This is a genomic window from Rhizobium esperanzae, from assembly GCF_014197615.1.
Lineage (GTDB): Bacteria > Pseudomonadota > Alphaproteobacteria > Rhizobiales > Rhizobiaceae > Rhizobium > Rhizobium esperanzae_A.
In genome coordinates this window covers 78,566-96,982 of record NZ_JACIFY010000001.1, presented here as the reverse complement: position 1 = coordinate 96,982, position 18,417 = coordinate 78,566, and the positions used below count along the sequence as shown (strand labels likewise).

Here is an 18,417-nt window from a genome sequence, read left to right as displayed (position 1 = left end):
TTCCGCATATTTTAGGGGATTTATGCTGCAAATGCCGTCCAAGCAACCGATATCGGCTGGAATTGTCATCGTTGCCGCCGGCCGCGGCGAGCGCGCCGGCGCTTCCAAGGAAGGCCCGAAGCAGTATCGCATGATCGGCGGCAAGCCGGTTATCGTCCATACGCTTGAAAACTTCATGACATGGGGGCCGGCAACTCAGATCGTCGTCGTCATTCACCCCGACGACGAAGCACTGTTTGCCAAGGCCTTCCGCCACATCATTTCGGCAACACCGATCGAAACGGTGCATGGCGGGCCGACCCGGCAGCAATCGGTGCTGGCCGGTCTCCGATATCTCAAGGACAAGCAAATCAGCCATGTGCTGATCCACGATGCCGTGCGGCCGTTCTTCGACCACGTGTTGCTTGACCGCATTGCCGATAGCCTCAGCGACGGCGCGCAGGCCGTGTTGCCGGCAACGCCGGTGACCGATACGCTGAAACGCGCCGACAGCGCCGGCACCGTGCTGACGACGGTTTCACGCGAGCAGCTCTATGCGGCGCAGACGCCGCAATCCTTCGCTTTCGAAACGATTCTCGATGCGCATGAGAAAGCGGCGGCGAGCGGGCGAAGCGATTTCACCGACGACGCCTCGATCGCGGAATGGGCGGGCATTCCGGTGACGATCGTCGAGGGCACGCCCGACAACGTTAAGCTGACTATCAAGAGCGATATCGCCATGGCCGACGACAAACTCTCCGCTTCGCTGCTTCCGGACGTGCGCACCGGCAACGGTTACGACGTGCACCAGCTCGAAGCGGGGGACGGCGTCACCCTCTGCGGCGTGTTCATTCCACATGATCAGAAGCTCAAAGGTCACTCGGATGCCGATGTCGCGCTGCATGCGCTGACCGATGCGCTGCTTGCCACCTGCGGGGCCGGCGATATCGGCGATCATTTCCCGCCCTCCGACCCGCAGTGGAAGGGCGCGGCCTCGAAGATCTTCATCGAGCATGCCGCCCGGATCGTGCGCGAGCATGGCGGTACGATCATGAATGCCGACGTCTCGCTGATCGCCGAGGCGCCGAAGGTCGGACCGCACCGCCAGGCCATGCGGGCGAAGCTGTCCGAATATCTCGGCATCGATATCGAACGCTGCTCGGTCAAGGCGACGACCAATGAGACGATCGGTTTCGTCGGCCGGCGCGAAGGCATTGCGGCGATCGCCACGGCAACCGTCGTCTATCGCGGGAGGAAATGATGAGCCTTTTCCCCCCGGATATAATTTCGGCGGCCGAGGCGATCATCCGCGATTTCACGGCGGCGGGACCGATGGTCTCGACCGCCGAATCCTGCACCGGCGGGCTGATCGCCGGGGCGCTGACCGAGATATCCGGTTCGTCCGCCGTCGTCGACCGCGGCTTTGTCACCTACACGAATACTGCCAAGATCGAACTGCTCGGGGTGCAGGAGCAAACGCTGCTTCAGTTCGGAGCCGTCTCCGAGGAAACCGCCCGGCAGATGGCGTACGGCGCCCTCTTCCGGTCGCGCGCCGCGATCGCCGTTGCCGTCACCGGCATTGCCGGCCCCGGCGGCGGATCGGCGGAGAAACCTGTCGGCCTCGTGCATCTTGCCGCCAAATCGCGCTCCGGCGCGCTCATCCACCGAAAGATGCTCTACGGCGATATCGGCCGCGGCGAAGTTCGGCTGGCGACGGTCCGGACGGCGCTGGAGATGGTGCACTCGCTCTTGGCAGGCTGACGACGCCTGCGGCCGTATCGTCAAGCCGCGGCGTAGATCTTGCCCGCCCTCGTCTCGAAGGCTTCGGTGAACATGCGGAAGGCGCGGTCGAACATCGAGCCCATCAGCGCGCCCAGGATGCGGCTCTTGAACTCGTAGTCGATGAAGAAATCGACGGTGCAGCCGCCGGCCGGCGTCTCGGCGAAATGCCAGCGATTGTCGAGATATTTGAACGGGCCATCGATATATTTGACCTCGATGACATGCTCGGCCCGGTTCAGTAGCACCTGGGTCGTGAAGGTCTCGCGGATCGCCTTGTAACCCACAGTCATATCGGCAACGAGCAGAATCCTGCCATCGCGCTCCTTGCGGCTCCGGATGGCCAGCGCTTCGCAGAGCGGCAGAAATTCCGGATAGCGCTCGACATCGGCAACGAGGTCGAACATCTGATCGGGCGTGTGCGAGACAGGACGGTGCGTTTCGAATTGCGGCATAGGCGGCACTTAAGCGGGCGCGCGGAGAAGATCAAGAAGCTCACGCATCTGGCGGCGGGATTTTAGCTGGAGAATGGGCTTGCCGGGGCCGCGGTCGGCGCTTCCGGCGACATAATCCCGAAGTGCTGAGTCAATCAGTGGCACGGCGTCTCGCTCGAAATTCCAGATATAGACAAGTAAATCCGGCGAGAGGCGCTCAGGGCAGCCGGCGGGCAATTCAGGGCGGTTGCGCCGGAAATAACGAAACGCTCTCGATACGGCGCCGTGCAGGCATGCATATCTTGACGGACGAAGCCAAATGACAGCGTCAGCCCGCGGCAGGCGGATATGGAAGGAATTGAGGCCGGTTCCATCCATGATCCAGCGTTCTTCCGCCACGGCCTCGGCGATAAGCCGGTCGATCTCGTCGCGTGGCCTTTTTCTCCAGCCCGGCAGCCAGTAGAAATCGCCATCCATGGAGAAGTATCGAAGGTCGAGTGCTCGCGAGAGCCGCTTTGCCAACGTGCTCTTTCCGCTGCCGGGGCAACCGATCACCAGGATGCGATCGGCATCGGCCAGCGTCGACTTCAAACCGGCTATGACATTCATTGGCTGCCCAAAGAAAAACCGTGGCAAAATCCACCGCAGTCAGTTTGTTGCCTAACCTCTTCCCCTACTCGGAGTCATCCTCGGCCGTGCGCGCCTTGTACCGAGGATCTGCTGCCCTATCGATCGGTTTCAGATGTTCGGGACAAGCCCGAGCATGACGAAAGAGAGCTTGGCAACACCCAAACCTTACTCAGCGGCCAGCAACAACTTCTTCTCCCGCGCCGCCCGCAACCGGGCAAAATCATCGCCGGCATGGTGAGAAGAACGGGTCAGTGGGCTGGAGGCGACCATCAGGAAGCCCTTGCTGTAGGCGACGGTTTCGTAGGATTTGAACTCGTCCGGGGTGACGAAGCTTTCGACCTTGTGGTGTTTGCGGGTCGGCTGCAGATATTGGCCGATCGTCAGGAAGTCGACATCGGCGGTGCGCAGGTCGTCCATCAACTGCAGAACTTCGTTACGCTCCTCGCCGAGGCCGACCATGATGCCCGACTTGGTGAACATTGTGGGATCGAGTTCCTTCACCCGCTGCAAGAGCCGGATGGAATGGAAATAACGGGCGCCGGGGCGAACGGTCAGGTAGTTGCCGGGAACCGTTTCCATATTGTGGTTGAAGACGTCGGGCTTGGCGGCGACGACGCGCTCCAGGGCACCCGGCTTCTTCAGGAAGTCGGGCGTCAGGATTTCGATCGTCGTTGCCGGCGAAGCGGCACGGATCGCCCAGATCACCTTTTCGAAGTGCTCGGCACCGCCATCTTCGAGATCGTCGCGGTCGACCGAGGTGATGACGACGTGGGAGAGGCCCATCTCCCTGACCGCCTTGGCGACGTTCTCGGGCTCGGCCATATCGAGCGCGTTCGGCTTACCGGTCGCGACATTGCAGAAGGCACAGGCGCGGGTACAGATCTCGCCCATAATCATGAAGGTGGCGTGTTTCTTGTCCCAGCACTCGCCGATATTCGGGCAGCCAGCCTCCTCGCAGACGGTGACGAGCTTGTGCTCCTTCACGATCGCGCGGGTCTCGGCATAACCCTTGGAGGTCGGCGCCTTGACGCGGATCCAGTCCGGCTTGCGCATGACCTCGGTATCGGGCCGATGCGCTTTTTCGGGATGGCGCACGCGCTTGGCATCGGGATTGATCGTGTCGAGGATGGTCACCATTGCAGTTTCAGCTTTCTATCGCCCCTATGCGGCAAATCATCAGAACCTAGCGCCGCACCAGCCGCGCAAGGAATATCAGCAGGCAGGCGCCAAGGAAACCCGTCACGAAATAACCGAGCCGGCCGCCGACCACCGCGACATGAAACTGCGCGAGGATGGCGCTGGCGACGACCGAGCCGACGATGCCGAGCACGATGTTCAGGAAAATCCCGTATCGCGCTTCCATCAGCTTGCCGGCGAGCCAGCCCGCAAATCCGCCGATGATGATTGCCGAAATCCAGCCTACGCCTTCCATGACTGCCTCTACCCTCAACTTAACCTTCTGTTGCGCCTCAAGCGACCGCCCTGGCGATCAGCACCACGACGATGGCGCCGACCGTGGCGTGGATGATCTGCACGACCAGCGCATTTTCAATGCCCAGCGAAATGCCGAGCGCACTGAACAGATAGCCGCCAACGAAGGCGCCGATGATGCCGCTCAGCAGGCATCTTATCAAACCGCCGCCGCCAACGACCAGACTAGCAAGGAAGCCTGCAACCAGGCCGATCAACAAAAATACCAACAACGCTTGCGTCTCCATAGACATGATAATTTCCTTTCGTTTTTTCCACCCGACCGGAGTGGCTTTCCACTCCGGGCAAATGGGCAGCCCCGGAAATTATCAAGCGTTCAGCACGCGGCCATAGGCATCGAGCACCGCTTCCTTCATCGTTTCCGAAACGGTGGGATGCGGGAAGATGGTGTGCATCAATTCTTCCTCGGTCGTTTCCAGGTTCATCGCGACGACGAAGCCCTGGATGAGCTCGGTGACTTCGGCGCCGACCATGTGAGCGCCGAGCAGTTCGCCGGTCTTCTTGTCGAAGATCACCTTCACCATGCCCTGGTCTTCGCCGAGCGCAATCGCCTTGCCGTTCGCCGCAAAGGAGAAGCGGCCGACGCGAATGTCGCGGCCCAGTTCCTTGGCCTTGGCTTCGGTGAGGCCGACGGAAGCGACCTGCGGGTTGCAATAGGTGCAGCCCGGGACCTTGCCCTTGTCGGTCGGATGAACGTTCGGCAGGCCGGCGATCTTCTCGACGCAGACGACACCTTCATGCTCGGCCTTATGCGCCAGCATCGGCGGGCCGGCAACGTCGCCAATCGCATAGATGCCGGCGACATTGGTCTTGCCGTAACCATCGGTAACGACGCAGCCGCGGTCGGTCTTGATGCCGAGTGCCTCGAGGCCGAGGTTCTCGATGTTGCCCTGAACGCCGACAGCCGAAATCATCCGGTCGGCGGTGATCTGCTGCACTTTGCCGTCCGACGTCTCGACATGGGCGGTGATGCTGCCCGCGCCCTTCTCGACTTTGGTCACCTTGGCGCTGGTGAAGATCTTGAGGCCGCGCTTTTCCAGCTGCTTGCGGGCGACGGCGGTGATTTCGGCATCCTCGACCGGCATGATGGTCGGCATGACTTCGACGACCGTGACGTCGACGCCCATCGAGCGGTAGAAGCTGGCGAATTCGATACCGATCGCGCCCGAGCCCATGACGATCAGCGACTTCGGCAGCGCGTCCGGCTTCAGCGCCTCGAAATAGGTCCAGATCAGCTTGCCATCCGGCTCGATGCCGGGCAGCGCGCGCGGACGGGCGCCGGTCGCGATGATGATGTGCTTGGCGCTATAGGTGCCCTCGCCCTTGACATTCTTCGGCAGCGGGTGCTGTGGCTCGACCACCGGCTTCGACGACTTGCCGACGACGATCTCGCCGGGCTTCGTAAGTTTTCCTTCGCCCCAGATGATGTCGATCTTGTTCTTCTTCATCAGGAAGCCGACGCCGGCGTTGAGACGGGCGGAGACGGCGCGCGAGCGGCCGACGACGGCCTTGGCATCCGGCTTGACCGTGCCTTCGAGAACCAGGCCGAAATCCTTGAAGTGATTGGCATGGTCGAGGACCTCGGCCGAACGCAGCAACGCCTTCGTGGGGATGCAGCCCCAGTTCAGGCAGATGCCGCCCATATGCTCGCGCTCGACGATCGCGGTCTTGAGGCCGAGCTGGCTGGCGCGGATGGCGGCGACATAGCCGCCGGGACCGGAGCCGATGATGATGACGTCGTAGGATTCAGCCATGTGTTTCCTGCCCTTTTGTTACGCTGCGCTGCGGGTCATGAGCACCCACGCGTGTCTCTTGCTGTTTTCGAAGAGCGGCACGGCATCGGCACGCGCAGCCTCCAGGAATCCGTTTCTTCCATAAAGCGACAGAGCCGCCTCGTTATCACTTGCGGTGATGAGACTGACCGGGCGGCAATCCGCCCTTTCGATCTGATCGTCCAGCAGCCTGCGCCCGATGCCGATGCCGCGCAGATGGCGGTAAACGCCGAGACTGCCGATGAACCAGCTTCCCACAACCGTTTTCTGCAAGGCGAGCATCGGCGCTGTTGCCGGGATGCTCGCCTCGATATCGCCTATGCCTTCGTCGAGCGCATGGCCGATCGCCACACCGGCGACCTCGCCGTAGGCTTCGGCGATAACGGCATCCCGCCAGCCGCCGACAGCCCCCTCCTCACTCATCTTCAGCCTGCCCCGCTCCAGCGGCGTGTCGCTGACGCCGTTCGCCACATCGGCGAACCAGAGCCAGGAGGCAAAACCGTGCGATGCGATATCCGCCAGGATCGCCAGCTCCGAGGCGTCGCGCCGTGAGGCCTGCCGCAGCGCGATGAAGGCGGCCATTCAGATCCCCAGCATCATCCGCACGATCGATTCCAGCCCGCGCCCGAGCGCCCGCGTGTTCTCCGCATCGAGATGGATGCCATCGATCGGCGTGGTCCTGGCGACGGAATTGCCGTCGAAAAAGCCACAGCCGAGTTCGTCGGCAAGATCACGATAAAGCGTTGCAAGCTTTGCCGATTCCTCGATGCCACCGGGAAAGGATGCGGCGAAGGGCACATTGCCCGTCGCACAGATCGCCGGCGGCGCCACGATCAGGATCTCCGGCCCGTCGAATTCGAAGGGCCAGGCATGATTGCGGATCAGCCGCACCAGGCGGCTGATGCCCTGGCAGGCGGCAAAGGCGGAACCGGCGACCACCGGCTTCATGTCATTGGTGCCGAGCAGCAGGACGACGAGGTCGAGCGGCGCATGCGTCTGCAGGATCGTCGGCAGGACGCGCGCGCCGTTGCGGTCGCAATCGGCGAGATGGTCGTCGAAAGCGGTCGTGCGACCGTTGAGGCCCTCGGCGATGACACGCGCCTCGCTGCCGAGCGCTGACTGCAGCACGCTCGGCCAGCGGTTCTTGTAGTCATGACGGCCGATCGTCTCGGCGTCATAACCCCAGGTCAGCGAGTCGCCATAGCAAAGAACGGTCTTGGTCATTTCCGCCTCCGCCCAGCTATCAGACAAGCATGCCCATCGGGTTCTCGATATAGCCCTTGAAGGCCTGGAGCAGCTCGGCGCCGAGCGCGCCGTCGACGCAGCGATGGTCGGTCGACAGCGTCACCGACATCACGGTGGCGATCGCCATTTCGCCGTTCTTGACGACGACCCGCTGTTCGCCGGCGCCGACCGCGAGGATCGTCGCATGCGGCGGGTTGACGACGGCGGCGAAGTTCTTCACGCCCATCATGCCCATGTTCGAGACCGAGCTGGTGCCGCCCTGATATTCCTCGGGCTTCAGCTTGCGGTCCTTGGCCCGCTTGCCGAGATCGCGCATCTCGTTGGAGATAACAGACAGCGTCTTCTGCTCGGCCTTGCGGATGATCGGCGTGATCAGGCCGCCGGGGATCGAGACGGCAACGCCGACATCGGCGTGCTTGTGCTTGACCATGTTGCTGTCGGTCCAGGAGACGTTTGCATCCGGAACATCGCGCAGCGCCAGCGCCATGGCCTTGATGACCATATCGTTGACCGAAAGCTTGTAGGCCGGGGCATTGTCCTTGCGCGGAGCCGCATCGTTCAGCTGCGCGCGCAGCGCCATCAGAGCATCGAGCTCGCAATCGACGCTGACGTAGAAATGCGGGATCGTCTGCTTGGATTCGACCAGGCGCCGGGCGATCGTCTTGCGCATGCCGTCATGCGGCACGAGCTCGTAGGAACCCGGTTCGAAGAGCTTGAGCACGGCTTCCTCGGAAGCGCCCTTCGGCGCTGCAGCGGCCGGAGCGGAGGCTGCCTGCGGAGCGGAAGCAGCAGCGGCCGGGGCCGGCGCAGCCTTGGCGCCACCGCCGGCAACAGCGGCTTCGACATCGCTCTTGATGACGCGGCCATGCGGGCCGGAGCCTGCGACAGCCGAGAGATCGATACCGGCTTCCTTGGCGAGACGGCGGGCGAGCGGCGAAGAGAAGGTGCGGTTGCCGCCTGCCGAAACCGATGCCGGTGCAGCGGCAGCAGCCGGAGCGGACTCAGCCTTCGCCGGTGCAGCCTCGGCCTTCGGCGCAGGGCCGGCTTCAGCCTTGGCCGGAGCGGCGGAACCGGCACCGCTTGCGGCGGCGGCGACATCCTCGCCATCGGCGGCGAGAACGGCGATCAGCGCGTTGACCTTGACGCCTTCGGTGCCGGCGGCAACGACGAGCTTGGCAACCGTGCCTTCATCGACGGCTTCGACTTCCATCGTCGCCTTGTCGGTCTCGATCTCGGCGATCACATCGCCAGACTTGACCGTGTCGCCTTCCTTCACCAGCCACTTGGCCAGATTGCCTTCTTCCATGGTCGGAGAGAGGGCGGGCATCGTGATATTGATCGGCATCGAAATACCCTCCCCTTATTTGTAGCAAACAGCCTTCACCGCATCGACGACTTCGCCGACGTTCGGAAGCGCCAGCTTTTCGAGATTGGCGGCGTAAGGCATCGGAACGTCCTTGCCCGCGATCGTCAGCACCGGCGCATCGAGATAGTCGAAGGCCTGCTGCATGACGCGGGTGGCGATTTCGGTGCCGACCGACGACTGCGGGTAACCTTCCTCGACGGTGACCAGACGGCCGGTCTTCTTGACCGATTCGATGATGGTCGGCAGATCCATCGGGCGGATGGTGCGAAGGTCGATCAGCTCGACATCGATGCCGATCTTTTCGAGTTCGGCGGCGGCCTTCGTCGCATAGGTCATGCCGATGCCGAAGGAGACGACCGTGACATCCTTGCCCGGGCGGTGGATGCGGGCCTTGCCGATCGGCAGCACGAAATTATCGAGCTTCGGCACGTCGAAGTGCTGGCCGTAGAGAATTTCGTTTTCGAGGAAGATGACCGGGTTCGGATCGCGGATTGCAGCCTTCAGCAGGCCCTTGGCGTCGGATGCCGTGTAGGGCATGACGACCTTGAGGCCGGGGATAGCACTGTACCAGGCGGCGTAATCCTGGCTGTGCTGGGCGCCGACGCGGGCAGCAGCGCCGTTCGGGCCGCGGAAGACGATCGGAGCGCCCATCTGGCCGCCGGACATATAGAGCGTCTTGGCGGCCGAGTTGATGATGTGGTCGATCGCCTGCATGGCAAAGTTGAAGGTCATGAATTCGACGATCGGGCGAAGGCCCGCCATTGCGGCGCCGACGCCGACGCCGGCAAAGCCGTGCTCGGTGATCGGCGTATCGATGACGCGGCGAGCCCCGAATTCCTGCAGCAGGCCCTGGGTGACCTTGTAGGCGCCCTGATATTCGGCGACTTCCTCGCCCATGACGAAGACGTCGTCGCTGGCGCGCATTTCTTCAGCCATGGCGTCGCGCAGCGCTTCGCGCACGGTCATCGACACCATTTCGGTGCCGGCCGGAATTTCCGGGTCGTTCGGAATAACGGCCTTCGGCTCGGCCGGAAGTGGCGCGGAAGCAGAACCGGTATTGGCCGGCTTCTCTTCCTGGGCAACCTGCGGAGCGGCGGCAGCCGGTTTGGCGGCGGATATATCCGAAGCGGATTCGCCGTCCTGCAGCAGCACGGCGATCTTGGTGTTGACCTTGACGCCTTCGGTGCCGGCATCGACGAGCAGCTTGCCGATGATGCCTTCGTCGACGGCTTCGACTTCCATCGTCGCCTTGTCGGTTTCGATTTCGGCGATGACGTCGCCTGAAGTGACCTTGTCACCTTCCTGCTTCAGCCATTTGGACAGCGTGCCTTCTTCCATCGTCGGAGAGAGGGCGGGCATGAGGATATCGATAGGCATGGGTTCCCTCCCCGATTAGAGCAGAATGTCGGTGTAGAGCTCGGATGCATCCGGCTCCGGATCGGCCTGGGCGAAGTCGGCGCTGTCGGCGACGATGTCGCGGACATCCTTGTCGATCGCCTTCAGATCGTCTTCGGAAGCCCAGCCCTTTTCGATGAGGCGTGCCTTCACCTGCTCGATCGGGTCCTGCTCGGAGCGCATCTTCTGCACTTCCTCCTTGGAGCGATACTTCGCCGGGTCGGACATGGAGTGACCGCGATAGCGATAGGTCAGCATTTCCAAGATGATCGGGCCCTTGCCGGAGCGGCAATGTTCGAGCGCCTCGTCGGCCGCGGCCTTGACGGCGCGAACATCCATGCCGTCGACCTGGATGCCGGGGATGCCGAAGCCGGATCCACGCAGCGAGTAGTTCGACTGGGCCGTCGCACGGGCGGTCGAGGTGCCCATGGCGTAGCGGTTGTTCTCGACGATATAGACGATCGGCAGCTTCCAGAGAGCCGCCATATTGAAGCTCTCGTAGACCTGGCCCTGGTTGGCAGCGCCGTCGCCGAAATAGGCGATCGAGACATTGCCGTTGCCGCGGTAGTGGTTTGCAAAGGCAAGACCGGTTCCGAGCGAAACCTGGGCGCCGACGATGCCGTGGCCGCCGTAGAAATGCTTCTCTTTCGAGAACATGTGCATCGAGCCGCCCTTCCCGTGGGAATAGCCGCTGCGGCGGCCGGTCAACTCGGCCATGACGCCGCGGGCTTCCATGCCGGTTGCCAGCATGTGGCCGTGGTCGCGATAGGCTGTGATAACCTGGTCACCGTCCTTCTGCGCCATCTGCATGCCGACGACGACAGCTTCCTGACCGATGTAGAGGTGGCAAAAGCCGCCGATGAAGCCCATACCGTAGAGCTGACCGGCCTTCTCCTCGAAGCGGCGGATCAGCAGCATCTCGCGATAGGCCTTGAGCTCCTCGTCGCGATCGAAGTCGGCGACAGGGCCTCCGTTCGATGCTTTCGCTGCAGGTTTTGCTGATGTTTTCCGGCTGGAAACCGTCGCGGTCTTTCGCGGCGCCATTCAACCCTCCCTATGGTTTGTCGGTTCTCGGTGCCGCGTACCATAGGGAAGAAACATGACCACAGCAATGCCATAATTGCATGGCTCGTATTCGGCACTAAATCATTGGAAATACAATAGAAATTCCAATTAACCGAATTCCGGTTAATTGGAATAATGGTTGAATATGACGATCTCGTCGGCGCGCGACATATTCAGCTGATAGCGCGCCTTTTCATCCAGCATATCCTTGTCGAGCGAACCGTCACTGAGCAGCGCGACCTGATTTTCCAGATGTTCGCGCTTCGCCTTCAAGATCGCAAGCTCTTTTTCACGCGCGACACGCTGATGCTCGAACGTCTCCGTTGCGCGCAGGCCATAATCGCCGTGAATGCAATGATATCCGAAATAGGAAAGGAAGGCGACCGTCATGGCCGGAATGACGAAGCGGCCGAGCTTTCTCTTCTTATGATGCTTTGTCCACATACACGCATGCTCTTGAACGCATTACCAATTCGTTCAGCATAACGCGCAGAGATTAACCGTTCATTGACCGTAACCGCCGGCAAGAAAAAACCCGCGCCGTGAGGCGCGGGTCGAGCAGTGCAAATCGGATCCGATCAACCGCGGATGATCGAGCGGCCGGCATACTGAGCCTGGGGCCCAAGGCCTTCCTCGATGCGGATCAACTGGTTGTACTTTGCAAGGCGGTCGGAACGCGACAGCGAGCCGGTCTTGATCTGACCGCAGTTGGTGGCAACCGCGAGATCGGCGATGGTCGAATCTTCGGTTTCGCCGGAGCGGTGCGACATGACGGCGGTATAGGCTGCCTTGTGCGCCGTGTTGACGGCGTCGAGGGTTTCCGTCAGCGAGCCGATCTGGTTGACCTTGACGAGGATCGAATTGGCGACGCCCATGCGGATACCGTCGCGAAGACGGGCGGAGTTGGTGACGAAGAGATCGTCGCCGACGAGCTGGGTCTTCTTGCCGGTCAGGTCGGTCAGCGTCTTCCAGCCATCCCAATCGTCTTCGGCCATGCCGTCTTCGATCGAGATGATCGGGTACTTGGCGGCGAGTTCGGCGAGATATTCGGCCATGGCGCCCGATTCGAGCGTACGGCCTTCACCTTCGAGAACGTATTTTCCGTCCTTGAAGAATTCCGTCGAGGCGCAATCGAGGCCGAGGTAGATGTCCTCGCCCGGCCGGTAGCCGGCTTTCTCGACCGACTTCATGATGAAGTCGAGGGCTTCCGAAGCGCTCTTCAGGCCCGGTGCGAAACCGCCTTCGTCGCCGACATTGGTGTTGTGGCCCTGGGCGGCCAGTTCCTTGCGGAGCGTATGGAAGACTTCCGAGCCCATGCGCACGGCTTCGGCGATCGTATCGGCGCCGACCGGCAGGATCATGAATTCCTGGAAGTCGATCGGGTTGTCGGCATGGGCACCGCCGTTGATGATGTTCATCATAGGCACCGGCAAAAGGCTTGCGGAAGCGCCGCCGACATAACGGTAGAGCGGCAGGCCAGAGGCCTGGGCAGCAGCCTTGGCGACGGCGAGCGAGACGCCGAGGATGGCGTTGGCACCGAGGCGCGACTTGTTCGGCGTGCCGTCCAGCTCGATCATGATGTTGTCGATCTGGATCTGGTTTTCGGCGTCGATGCCGCCGATCGCATCGAAGATCTCGGTATTGGCGGCATCGACCGCCTTCTGGACGCCCTTGCCGAGGTAGCGCTTGCCGCCGTCGCGCAGCTCGACCGCCTCATGCGCGCCGGTCGAAGCGCCCGAGGGAACGGCCGCGCGGCCCATGCTGCCGTCTTCGAGATAGATATCGACTTCGACGGTGGGGTTGCCACGGCTATCGAGAATCTCGCGGGCGATGATATCGGTGATTGCAGTCATGGGTTCTTCCTGCTCGGTGGGTGATCAATCGTTCGAAGCCTGTCATAATCGAAGGCGTGCAAATTACAATGGCGCAGTTTTCAGCCTTCGAACCAGCGTATCCGATCTCGCCTACAGCACGATCATGTCAGACTGTTGAACGTCAGGCCTTGGCGACCGCATCGAAGGCGAGCAGCTTTTCCAGCAGTCGCGGCATGTCCTTGAGATAGACCATGTTCGGGCCGTCGGACGGCGCGTTGTCCGGGTCCTGGTGGGTTTCAAGGAAGACGCCGGCAATGCCGGTGGCGACCGCGGCGCGCGCGAGCGTTTCGACAAATTCCCGCTGACCGCCGGAAGATTCGCCCTGCCCGCCCGGCTGCGCCACCGAATGGGTCGCATCGAAGATGACGGGCGCGCCCATCGCCGCCATGATCGGCAGCGAACGCATGTCGGAAACCAGCGTGTTATAACCGAAGGAGGCGCCGCGCTCGCACAGGAGAACGTTCGGATTGCCGCTGGCATTGAGTTTCTTCAGGACGTTCTTCATATCCCAGGGCGCGAGGAACTGGCCCTTTTTGACATTGACGACACGGCCGGTCTTGGCGGCGGCGATCAGAAGGTCGGTCTGGCGGCAAAGGAAGGCCGGGATCTGCAGAACATCGACCACCTTTGCGACCTCGGCGCATTGCTCGGCGGTATGGACATCGGTCAGGACAGGAAAACCGAACTCCTTCTTCAGATCGGCAAAGACCTCCATGCCCTTTTCAATCCCGATGCCGCGTTCGGCCGAAAGCGACGTCCGGTTCGCCTTGTCGAAGGAACTCTTGTAGACGAGGCCGATGCCGAGCCTTGCGCAAAGCTCCTTCAGCGTGCCGGCAACCATGAAGGCGTGGTCGCGGCTCTCCATCTGGCAGGGGCCGGCAATCAGCGACAGGCGCCCGCTATTGGAAAAGGTGACCTGGCTCTGGCCTTCGCCCACCTTGACTTCGGAATTCGTATCGGTGCTCATCGTGGTTCCTCGAAGGCGAAGAGCGTGCCCTGGCCGGGCGCGGGCTTCACCAGAATGCGATTGTTCTTGCGCGTGTAGGTCACCCCGTTAGCAGTCAAATGCGCTTCTGTCACGGCAAGATCGGCGACATTGAAGAGGATTGCCCGGCCACGCAGGCCGCGGTCGGCGGATGAGACGGCGATCTCGAAATAGGCCTCAAGCCCTTCCGGCGTCATCAGGCTGATTTTCACATTCGACGCGGCGATATTGACGCCGAAGCCGGTCTTTTCGACGGTCGATTGCGCCGCGGCAAGACCGACGAAGGCGGCGAATGCGCTGGCATCAGGCGCACAAAGCGCGATCTCGGCAATCCCCGTCACGCCATTGGCATGCGTTTCAAGCGTGCCGCGGTCGGCAGGCAGCGGGTTGATACGCTCGACGCTGAAAAGCAAGAAATCCGGCGCGCGCAGATCGGCAGCAAAGGCCAGCTTGAAGCCTGCCACAGTCTCTGAACCATCCGGCATCTTCATCGGCCGGCTGAACTGCAGCACGTCACCGGCGCTCGATCCGCGGCCGACAAAGCTGCGATGGTCGCGGCCGGCGTCGCTGGTGCCGAAAGCCACCGCCGAGAGCCCCTCCTCGCCGCATCGGAAGCGGAAGGCCTGGTTGCGGGCGGTGAAGACATTGCCCTGCCGCGCCGACGCTTCGCTCTCGGCGATACTCGCAACGCCGAGCGGCTCCAGATAGGTCTTGTCGGCGAAGAAGACGCAGGCATTTTCCGTCCCGAAGGGATGGCGCGCATCGGCGGCAACGGTGAAGCCGAGCTTGCCGAGCCTCTCGCGCGCCAGATCGATATTGACGACGGGCAGCACGACGTGATCCAGCGGGTGCGGCTTGGCGAGATGCTCGTTCATCGGTTCCTCTCCCTGAAATGGCAAGAGATGTGCGACAGCGCACTCCCAATTCAAGACCTGCCTGCCAATCCGGCGAATGAAAATAAAAATCTCAACGAGTTGGCGGCAAGTTTTACGGAAATTTAGCTACTTGCGGAACACATATGGAACATATAGTGTCTGTTCTGGATTTGTTTCAATCAGGGGTCTGACGTCGATGCTCACGCGCAAACAACAGGAGCTTCTCCTTTTCATTCACGAGCGCATGAAGGAATCCGGCGTTCCGCCGTCTTTCGACGAAATGAAGGATGCCCTGGATCTTGCCTCGAAATCCGGAATTCATCGGCTGATTACGGCGCTCGAGGAGCGTGGCTTCATTCGCCGCCTACCGAACCGCGCCCGGGCACTCGAAGTCATCAAGCTTCCGGAAGCCTATAGCCCCAGCATCCAGCCCCGACGCGGCTTTTCGCCAAGCGTTATCGAGGGCAGCCTCGGCAAGCCCCAGCCGGTCGCCGCTCCCGCGCCTGCCAAACCCGTCGCCGACAACGGCAACTCGGTCTCCGTGCCGGTCATGGGCCGAATCGCCGCCGGCGTGCCGATCTCGGCGATCCAGAACAACACCCACGACATCGTCGTCCCCGCCGACATGCTCGGCTCCGGTGAACACTACGCGCTGGAGGTCAAGGGCGATTCGATGATCGACGCCGGCATCTTCGACGGCGACACCGTGATCATCCGCAACGGCAGCACCGCAAGTCCCGGCGACATCGTCGTTGCCCTCGTCGATGACGAGGAAGCGACGCTGAAGCGCTTCCGCCGCAAGGGCGCCTCGATCGCGCTGGAAGCCGCCAATCCGGCTTACGAGACCCGGATTTTCGGGCCTGACCGTGTCAAGGTGCAGGGCAAGCTCGTCGGCCTCATTCGCCGCTATCACTGACAGCAGCCGGACCGGATTCGGTAAAACTGTCTTTGCGCCAGTCATAGGCGCGATGGCGCATCCATGGCCGCGACAGCGTCTCGAATGCGGTTGCGACCTCCAGGCCGGCATCGGCGAAGCGTAATTCGACGGAACCTGTCCTGCGCAGCGTCTCGCCGGTGAACAGCGTCCCGCCTGAACGGCAGCTGTTGAAACGCAGGCGGACCGAGGTCACGACGATATCGGCCGTATCGCAGGCCGGACCGAGATAGGCGGCATTGTCGATGACGGTGACGATATGGCCGTTGCCAAGCCTTGATGTGCACCAGGCTTTCTTGACGCAGGAAAAGCGGTTTGCTTCGCCGCCGGCTGCCGCTGCCCGCATCGCCACCTTTGCTTCGTTCTGCTGATCGTGGGAAAGCCTGACGCGGCGGTCTTCTCCTTCCGGCGGGATAGCCGGACCATCCAGCATCTTCGGCGGATCATGCGTCGGCAGGACCAGCGCTCGCTGCCACTGGTCGAAGATGAAATCCGGCGGGTTTTCGCGGTTGGACGCGATTGCCTCAGCCGCGACGACCGCAACCAGACTGCCGTCCTCCGAAATCACCAGATCCGGCGGCCGGGGAGCCGGCAGCAGCAGTACGGTGAATGTCGAGACGGCGACGATGGATGTGCCGGCATGGCGCAGCCGGGTGCGCAGCAGCGTCAGCAGCAGAAAGCCTGCCACCGCCACTGCGAAATACCAGGCGGGCAAGCGGCCGATGCCGATATCGCCGCCCCAGCCGGACACCGTCTTGGCAACCGCAATCACCAGATCGAGGCCGAATCCGACCACCTTCCAGAGCGGAGCGTCCAGTCCGAAAGGCATGAGCAGCATCGCCAGCAGCCCGGCCGGCATGACGATAAAGGAGATGATCGGCATCGTCGCGAGATTTGCCGGCAGGCCGTAAGCCGTCAGGCGATGAAAATGCTCGATCGAAAACAGTGCGGTGGAAAAGCCGCCGATCAGCGAAGTCAGGAAGACGCCGCCGAAGAAGCCGGCGACGGCGACCAGCGGCCTGACGATCGGCAATTTCAGAAAAGCGTTTTCGCGGACGCGCCGGTCCTTCCACAGCTGATAGCCCGACACCAAAGCCAATGTCGCGGCAAAGGACATCTGAAAGCTCGGTCCCAATACTTCCGAGGGTGAAATGGCGATGATGATGAGCGCGGAGAGAACGACATTGCGCAGGCTGATCGACGGCCGATCGAAGAAGACGGCAATCAGCATGATGGCCATCATGATAAAAGCGCGCTCGGCCGAAACCCCGAAACCGGAGATCAGGTAATAGGCGGTGACGGCGATGAGCGCACCGGCGGCGGCGATCTTCTTTGTCGGATAAGCTTGAGCGACGCCGGGAAAGAGGCTGAGCAGCATCCGGAAACCGACGAAGAAGATGCCGGCCGACAGCGCCATGTTGAGGCCCGAGATAGCGACGATATGGGCAAGGCCGGATTGGCGCAGCGCCTCCGTCGTCGTCTTCGAGATGGCGCGCCGTTCATCCGTCACCAGGGCAGCGGCAAAAGCGCCGGTGTCGCCGGGCAGGATCGACCTTATGCGGTCGCCGATGCTGCTGCGCAGCCGGTAGAGCCATTCGAGCAGCCCGTCCGAAATCGACCTAGCCGCCTGCGGGCCTGCCTGCGCGTCGAGTTTCTCCGGCGCACCGTAGAAGAAACCGTTGGCGCCGATGCCGTCGAAATAGGCGCCGAAGGAGAAGTCGTTGAGCGCGGGAAGCGCCGGGCCTGCCGGCGGCGTCAGCCGTGCCCTGCCGGTGATGATGTCGCCGATCTCGAAAGGCGCATCGGCGCCCCGGACGATCGCGGTGATGCGTCCCGGCGGCCGCTTCAACTCCGGCGCCTCGGTGCCGGTGACGGCAAGAATGTAGCGCCAGCGCCCGCGGCCGTCGCCTTCCCGCCGTTCGATCCGGCCGCTCACCGTCGTCGTCACGGATGAATCGAGGATGACGGTCGAAGCCCGCCAGCTTTCGAACTGGGCCGAGAGCATGCCGCCGGCGAAAAGCGCCAGCGTCAGGAATGTTGCGCGCAAGGCCGGCCGGCTGGGACCGGCAAGAAAAACCGCGGCCGCCGGCACCAGCAGGCAGAGCAGCGATGCAGCGAGGGGAAAATCCGATGCGGCAAGAAACCAGAAGGCCGAGCCGGCGCCGAGGAAGACCGGGGAGAACAGCAGCAGGCGGCCATGATCGGCCTCCTCGCCCAGCATGCGGGCTCCGGCACGCAGCGATTGCCAGGCGGCGGCCGGCAGCCGATGGCGCAATGGGGTCTGCGACTGCGTTCTTGCCGGTTGGCTTACCACGGCATGCACGGGAAGACCCGGCGGGTCGGCAAGGCCGCTGCCCGCTTCCGGCCGCAATTCGACTGTCGTCAATTCCTGCATGTGCCGCCCAAGGTCACCCGCACCGGCGGCCAGAATGCAACCTTCAATCAAAACGAGCAAGAATAATCGATTGAAATGTGAGGGAAAATCGAGAGCGCCAAAAGACCAGTCGAATCATTGGCTTCCGCTATGCGTGCGGCTCATCGCTGCAGTGCCTAAAAGGTGATGCCGCAATGCACAAAAAGCCGTCACGGTAAC

General features: G+C 62.2%; 19 protein-coding genes. 3 read left to right on the top strand and 16 right to left on the bottom strand.

Annotated features, from left to right (window positions below):
• Positions 1 to 22 precede the first annotated feature (22 nt).
• Both GGD57_RS00520 and GGD57_RS00515 read left to right on the top strand, forming a co-directional pair.
• Positions 23 to 1,240, top strand: a complete 1,218-nt coding sequence (locus tag GGD57_RS00520) for a bifunctional 2-C-methyl-D-erythritol 4-phosphate cytidylyltransferase/2-C-methyl-D-erythritol 2,4-cyclodiphosphate synthase (protein WP_184465861.1) — start codon at positions 23 to 25, stop codon at positions 1,238 to 1,240.
• Positions 1,240 to 1,740 (top strand): CinA family protein, encoded by a 501-nt coding sequence (locus GGD57_RS00515; protein WP_184465859.1) that lies wholly within the window; start codon positions 1,240 to 1,242, stop codon positions 1,738 to 1,740. Before GGD57_RS00520 ends, GGD57_RS00515 begins: the two co-directional genes overlap by 1 nt.
• A 20-nt stretch (positions 1,741 to 1,760) precedes the next feature.
• Here the strand turns inward: GGD57_RS00515 and GGD57_RS00510 are convergent, their stop codons facing one another.
• From GGD57_RS00510 to GGD57_RS00440, 15 genes are all read right to left on the bottom strand, one after another.
• On the bottom strand, positions 1,761 to 2,213 hold the full coding sequence (locus tag GGD57_RS00510) for a type II toxin-antitoxin system RatA family toxin (RefSeq protein WP_184465858.1): 453 nt from the start codon (positions 2,211 to 2,213) through the stop codon (positions 1,761 to 1,763).
• Between the two features lie 9 nt (positions 2,214 to 2,222).
• The gene (locus GGD57_RS00505) at positions 2,223 to 2,801 is read right to left on the bottom strand and encodes an AAA family ATPase (RefSeq protein WP_184466486.1); all 579 of its coding nucleotides are present in this window, start codon (positions 2,799 to 2,801) and stop codon (positions 2,223 to 2,225) included.
• Between the two features lie 186 nt (positions 2,802 to 2,987).
• The gene (lipA, locus tag GGD57_RS00500; RefSeq protein ID WP_184465857.1) at positions 2,988 to 3,959 is read right to left on the bottom strand and encodes a lipoyl synthase; all 972 of its coding nucleotides are present in this window, start codon (positions 3,957 to 3,959) and stop codon (positions 2,988 to 2,990) included.
• Positions 3,960 to 4,005: 46 nt separating this feature from the next.
• Complete coding sequence (locus tag GGD57_RS00495) at positions 4,006 to 4,254, bottom strand: GlsB/YeaQ/YmgE family stress response membrane protein (RefSeq protein ID WP_126909543.1); 249 nt, start codon at positions 4,252 to 4,254, stop codon at positions 4,006 to 4,008.
• Positions 4,255 to 4,291: 37 nt separating this feature from the next.
• Positions 4,292 to 4,546 carry a GlsB/YeaQ/YmgE family stress response membrane protein gene (locus GGD57_RS00490; RefSeq protein ID WP_085737168.1) on the bottom strand — a complete coding sequence of 85 codons (255 nt, stop codon included), beginning with the start codon at positions 4,544 to 4,546 and terminating at the stop codon, positions 4,292 to 4,294.
• A gap of 75 nt (positions 4,547 to 4,621) precedes the next feature.
• Positions 4,622 to 6,067, bottom strand: coding sequence for a dihydrolipoyl dehydrogenase (lpdA, locus tag GGD57_RS00485; RefSeq protein WP_184465854.1), 1,446 nt, complete (start codon positions 6,065 to 6,067; stop codon positions 4,622 to 4,624).
• A gap of 18 nt (positions 6,068 to 6,085) precedes the next feature.
• Positions 6,086 to 6,667, bottom strand: coding sequence for a GNAT family N-acetyltransferase (locus tag GGD57_RS00480; protein WP_184465852.1), 582 nt, complete (start codon positions 6,665 to 6,667; stop codon positions 6,086 to 6,088).
• Entirely contained in the window at positions 6,668 to 7,309 is a 642-nt protein-coding gene (locus GGD57_RS00475) for an SGNH/GDSL hydrolase family protein (protein WP_184465850.1), read from the bottom strand.
• 19 nt (positions 7,310 to 7,328) lie between these two features.
• On the bottom strand, positions 7,329 to 8,675 hold the full coding sequence (locus GGD57_RS00470; protein WP_184465848.1) for a pyruvate dehydrogenase complex dihydrolipoamide acetyltransferase: 1,347 nt from the start codon (positions 8,673 to 8,675) through the stop codon (positions 7,329 to 7,331).
• 15 nt (positions 8,676 to 8,690) lie between these two features.
• Positions 8,691 to 10,073 carry a pyruvate dehydrogenase complex E1 component subunit beta gene (locus tag GGD57_RS00465; protein ID WP_184465846.1) on the bottom strand — a complete coding sequence of 461 codons (1,383 nt, stop codon included), beginning with the start codon at positions 10,071 to 10,073 and terminating at the stop codon, positions 8,691 to 8,693.
• Between the two features lie 15 nt (positions 10,074 to 10,088).
• Complete coding sequence (pdhA, locus tag GGD57_RS00460) at positions 10,089 to 11,135, bottom strand: pyruvate dehydrogenase (acetyl-transferring) E1 component subunit alpha (RefSeq protein ID WP_184465844.1); 1,047 nt, start codon at positions 11,133 to 11,135, stop codon at positions 10,089 to 10,091.
• A 144-nt stretch (positions 11,136 to 11,279) separates the two neighbouring features.
• The gene (locus tag GGD57_RS00455; RefSeq protein WP_011425208.1) at positions 11,280 to 11,600 is read right to left on the bottom strand and encodes an FtsB family cell division protein; all 321 of its coding nucleotides are present in this window, start codon (positions 11,598 to 11,600) and stop codon (positions 11,280 to 11,282) included.
• 134 nt (positions 11,601 to 11,734) lie between these two features.
• A complete protein-coding gene (gene eno, locus GGD57_RS00450) occupies positions 11,735 to 13,009 on the bottom strand; it encodes a phosphopyruvate hydratase (protein WP_085737163.1) in 1,275 nt (424 codons plus the stop codon).
• Between the two features lie 142 nt (positions 13,010 to 13,151).
• Positions 13,152 to 13,997, bottom strand: a complete 846-nt coding sequence (kdsA, locus tag GGD57_RS00445; RefSeq protein ID WP_184465842.1) for a 3-deoxy-8-phosphooctulonate synthase — start codon at positions 13,995 to 13,997, stop codon at positions 13,152 to 13,154.
• Complete coding sequence (locus tag GGD57_RS00440) at positions 13,994 to 14,890, bottom strand: VOC family protein (protein ID WP_184465840.1); 897 nt, start codon at positions 14,888 to 14,890, stop codon at positions 13,994 to 13,996. Before GGD57_RS00440 ends, kdsA begins: the two co-directional genes overlap by 4 nt.
• A gap of 196 nt (positions 14,891 to 15,086) precedes the next feature.
• Here GGD57_RS00440 and lexA point away from each other — a divergent pair, with 196 nt between their 5' ends.
• A complete protein-coding gene (lexA, locus tag GGD57_RS00435; protein WP_029873161.1) occupies positions 15,087 to 15,806 on the top strand; it encodes a transcriptional repressor LexA in 720 nt (239 codons plus the stop codon).
• Here the strand turns inward: lexA and GGD57_RS00430 are convergent.
• Complete coding sequence (locus tag GGD57_RS00430; protein WP_184465838.1) at positions 15,787 to 18,219, bottom strand: ComEC/Rec2 family competence protein; 2,433 nt, start codon at positions 18,217 to 18,219, stop codon at positions 15,787 to 15,789. The two genes, lexA and GGD57_RS00430, sit on opposite strands and share 20 nt — an antisense overlap.
• Between the last annotated feature and the right edge of the window lie 198 nt (positions 18,220 to 18,417).

Coding starts and splice junctions, on each gene's coding strand:
- GGD57_RS00520 (WP_184465861.1), top strand. CDS start 23: ATGCTGCAAATGCCGTCCAAGCAACCGATATCGGCTGGAATTGTCATC.
- GGD57_RS00515 (WP_184465859.1), top strand. CDS start 1,240: ATGAGCCTTTTCCCCCCGGATATAATTTCGGCGGCCGAGGCGATCATC.
- GGD57_RS00510 (WP_184465858.1), bottom strand. CDS start 2,213: ATGCCGCAATTCGAAACGCACCGTCCTGTCTCGCACACGCCCGATCAG.
- GGD57_RS00505 (WP_184466486.1), bottom strand. CDS start 2,801: ATGAATGTCATAGCCGGTTTGAAGTCGACGCTGGCCGATGCCGATCGC.
- lipA (WP_184465857.1), bottom strand. CDS start 3,959: ATGGTGACCATCCTCGACACGATCAATCCCGATGCCAAGCGCGTGCGC.
- GGD57_RS00495 (WP_126909543.1), bottom strand. CDS start 4,254: ATGGAAGGCGTAGGCTGGATTTCGGCAATCATCATCGGCGGATTTGCG.
- GGD57_RS00490 (WP_085737168.1), bottom strand. CDS start 4,546: ATGTCTATGGAGACGCAAGCGTTGTTGGTATTTTTGTTGATCGGCCTG.
- lpdA (WP_184465854.1), bottom strand. CDS start 6,067: ATGGCTGAATCCTACGACGTCATCATCATCGGCTCCGGTCCCGGCGGC.
- GGD57_RS00480 (WP_184465852.1), bottom strand. CDS start 6,667: ATGGCCGCCTTCATCGCGCTGCGGCAGGCCTCACGGCGCGACGCCTCG.
- GGD57_RS00475 (WP_184465850.1), bottom strand. CDS start 7,309: ATGACCAAGACCGTTCTTTGCTATGGCGACTCGCTGACCTGGGGTTAT.
- GGD57_RS00470 (WP_184465848.1), bottom strand. CDS start 8,675: ATGCCGATCAATATCACGATGCCCGCCCTCTCTCCGACCATGGAAGAA.
- GGD57_RS00465 (WP_184465846.1), bottom strand. CDS start 10,073: ATGCCTATCGATATCCTCATGCCCGCCCTCTCTCCGACGATGGAAGAA.
- pdhA (WP_184465844.1), bottom strand. CDS start 11,135: ATGGCGCCGCGAAAGACCGCGACGGTTTCCAGCCGGAAAACATCAGCA.
- GGD57_RS00455 (WP_011425208.1), bottom strand. CDS start 11,600: ATGTGGACAAAGCATCATAAGAAGAGAAAGCTCGGCCGCTTCGTCATT.
- eno (WP_085737163.1), bottom strand. CDS start 13,009: ATGACTGCAATCACCGATATCATCGCCCGCGAGATTCTCGATAGCCGT.
- kdsA (WP_184465842.1), bottom strand. CDS start 13,997: ATGAGCACCGATACGAATTCCGAAGTCAAGGTGGGCGAAGGCCAGAGC.
- GGD57_RS00440 (WP_184465840.1), bottom strand. CDS start 14,890: ATGAACGAGCATCTCGCCAAGCCGCACCCGCTGGATCACGTCGTGCTG.
- lexA (WP_029873161.1), top strand. CDS start 15,087: ATGCTCACGCGCAAACAACAGGAGCTTCTCCTTTTCATTCACGAGCGC.
- GGD57_RS00430 (WP_184465838.1), bottom strand. CDS start 18,219: ATGCAGGAATTGACGACAGTCGAATTGCGGCCGGAAGCGGGCAGCGGC.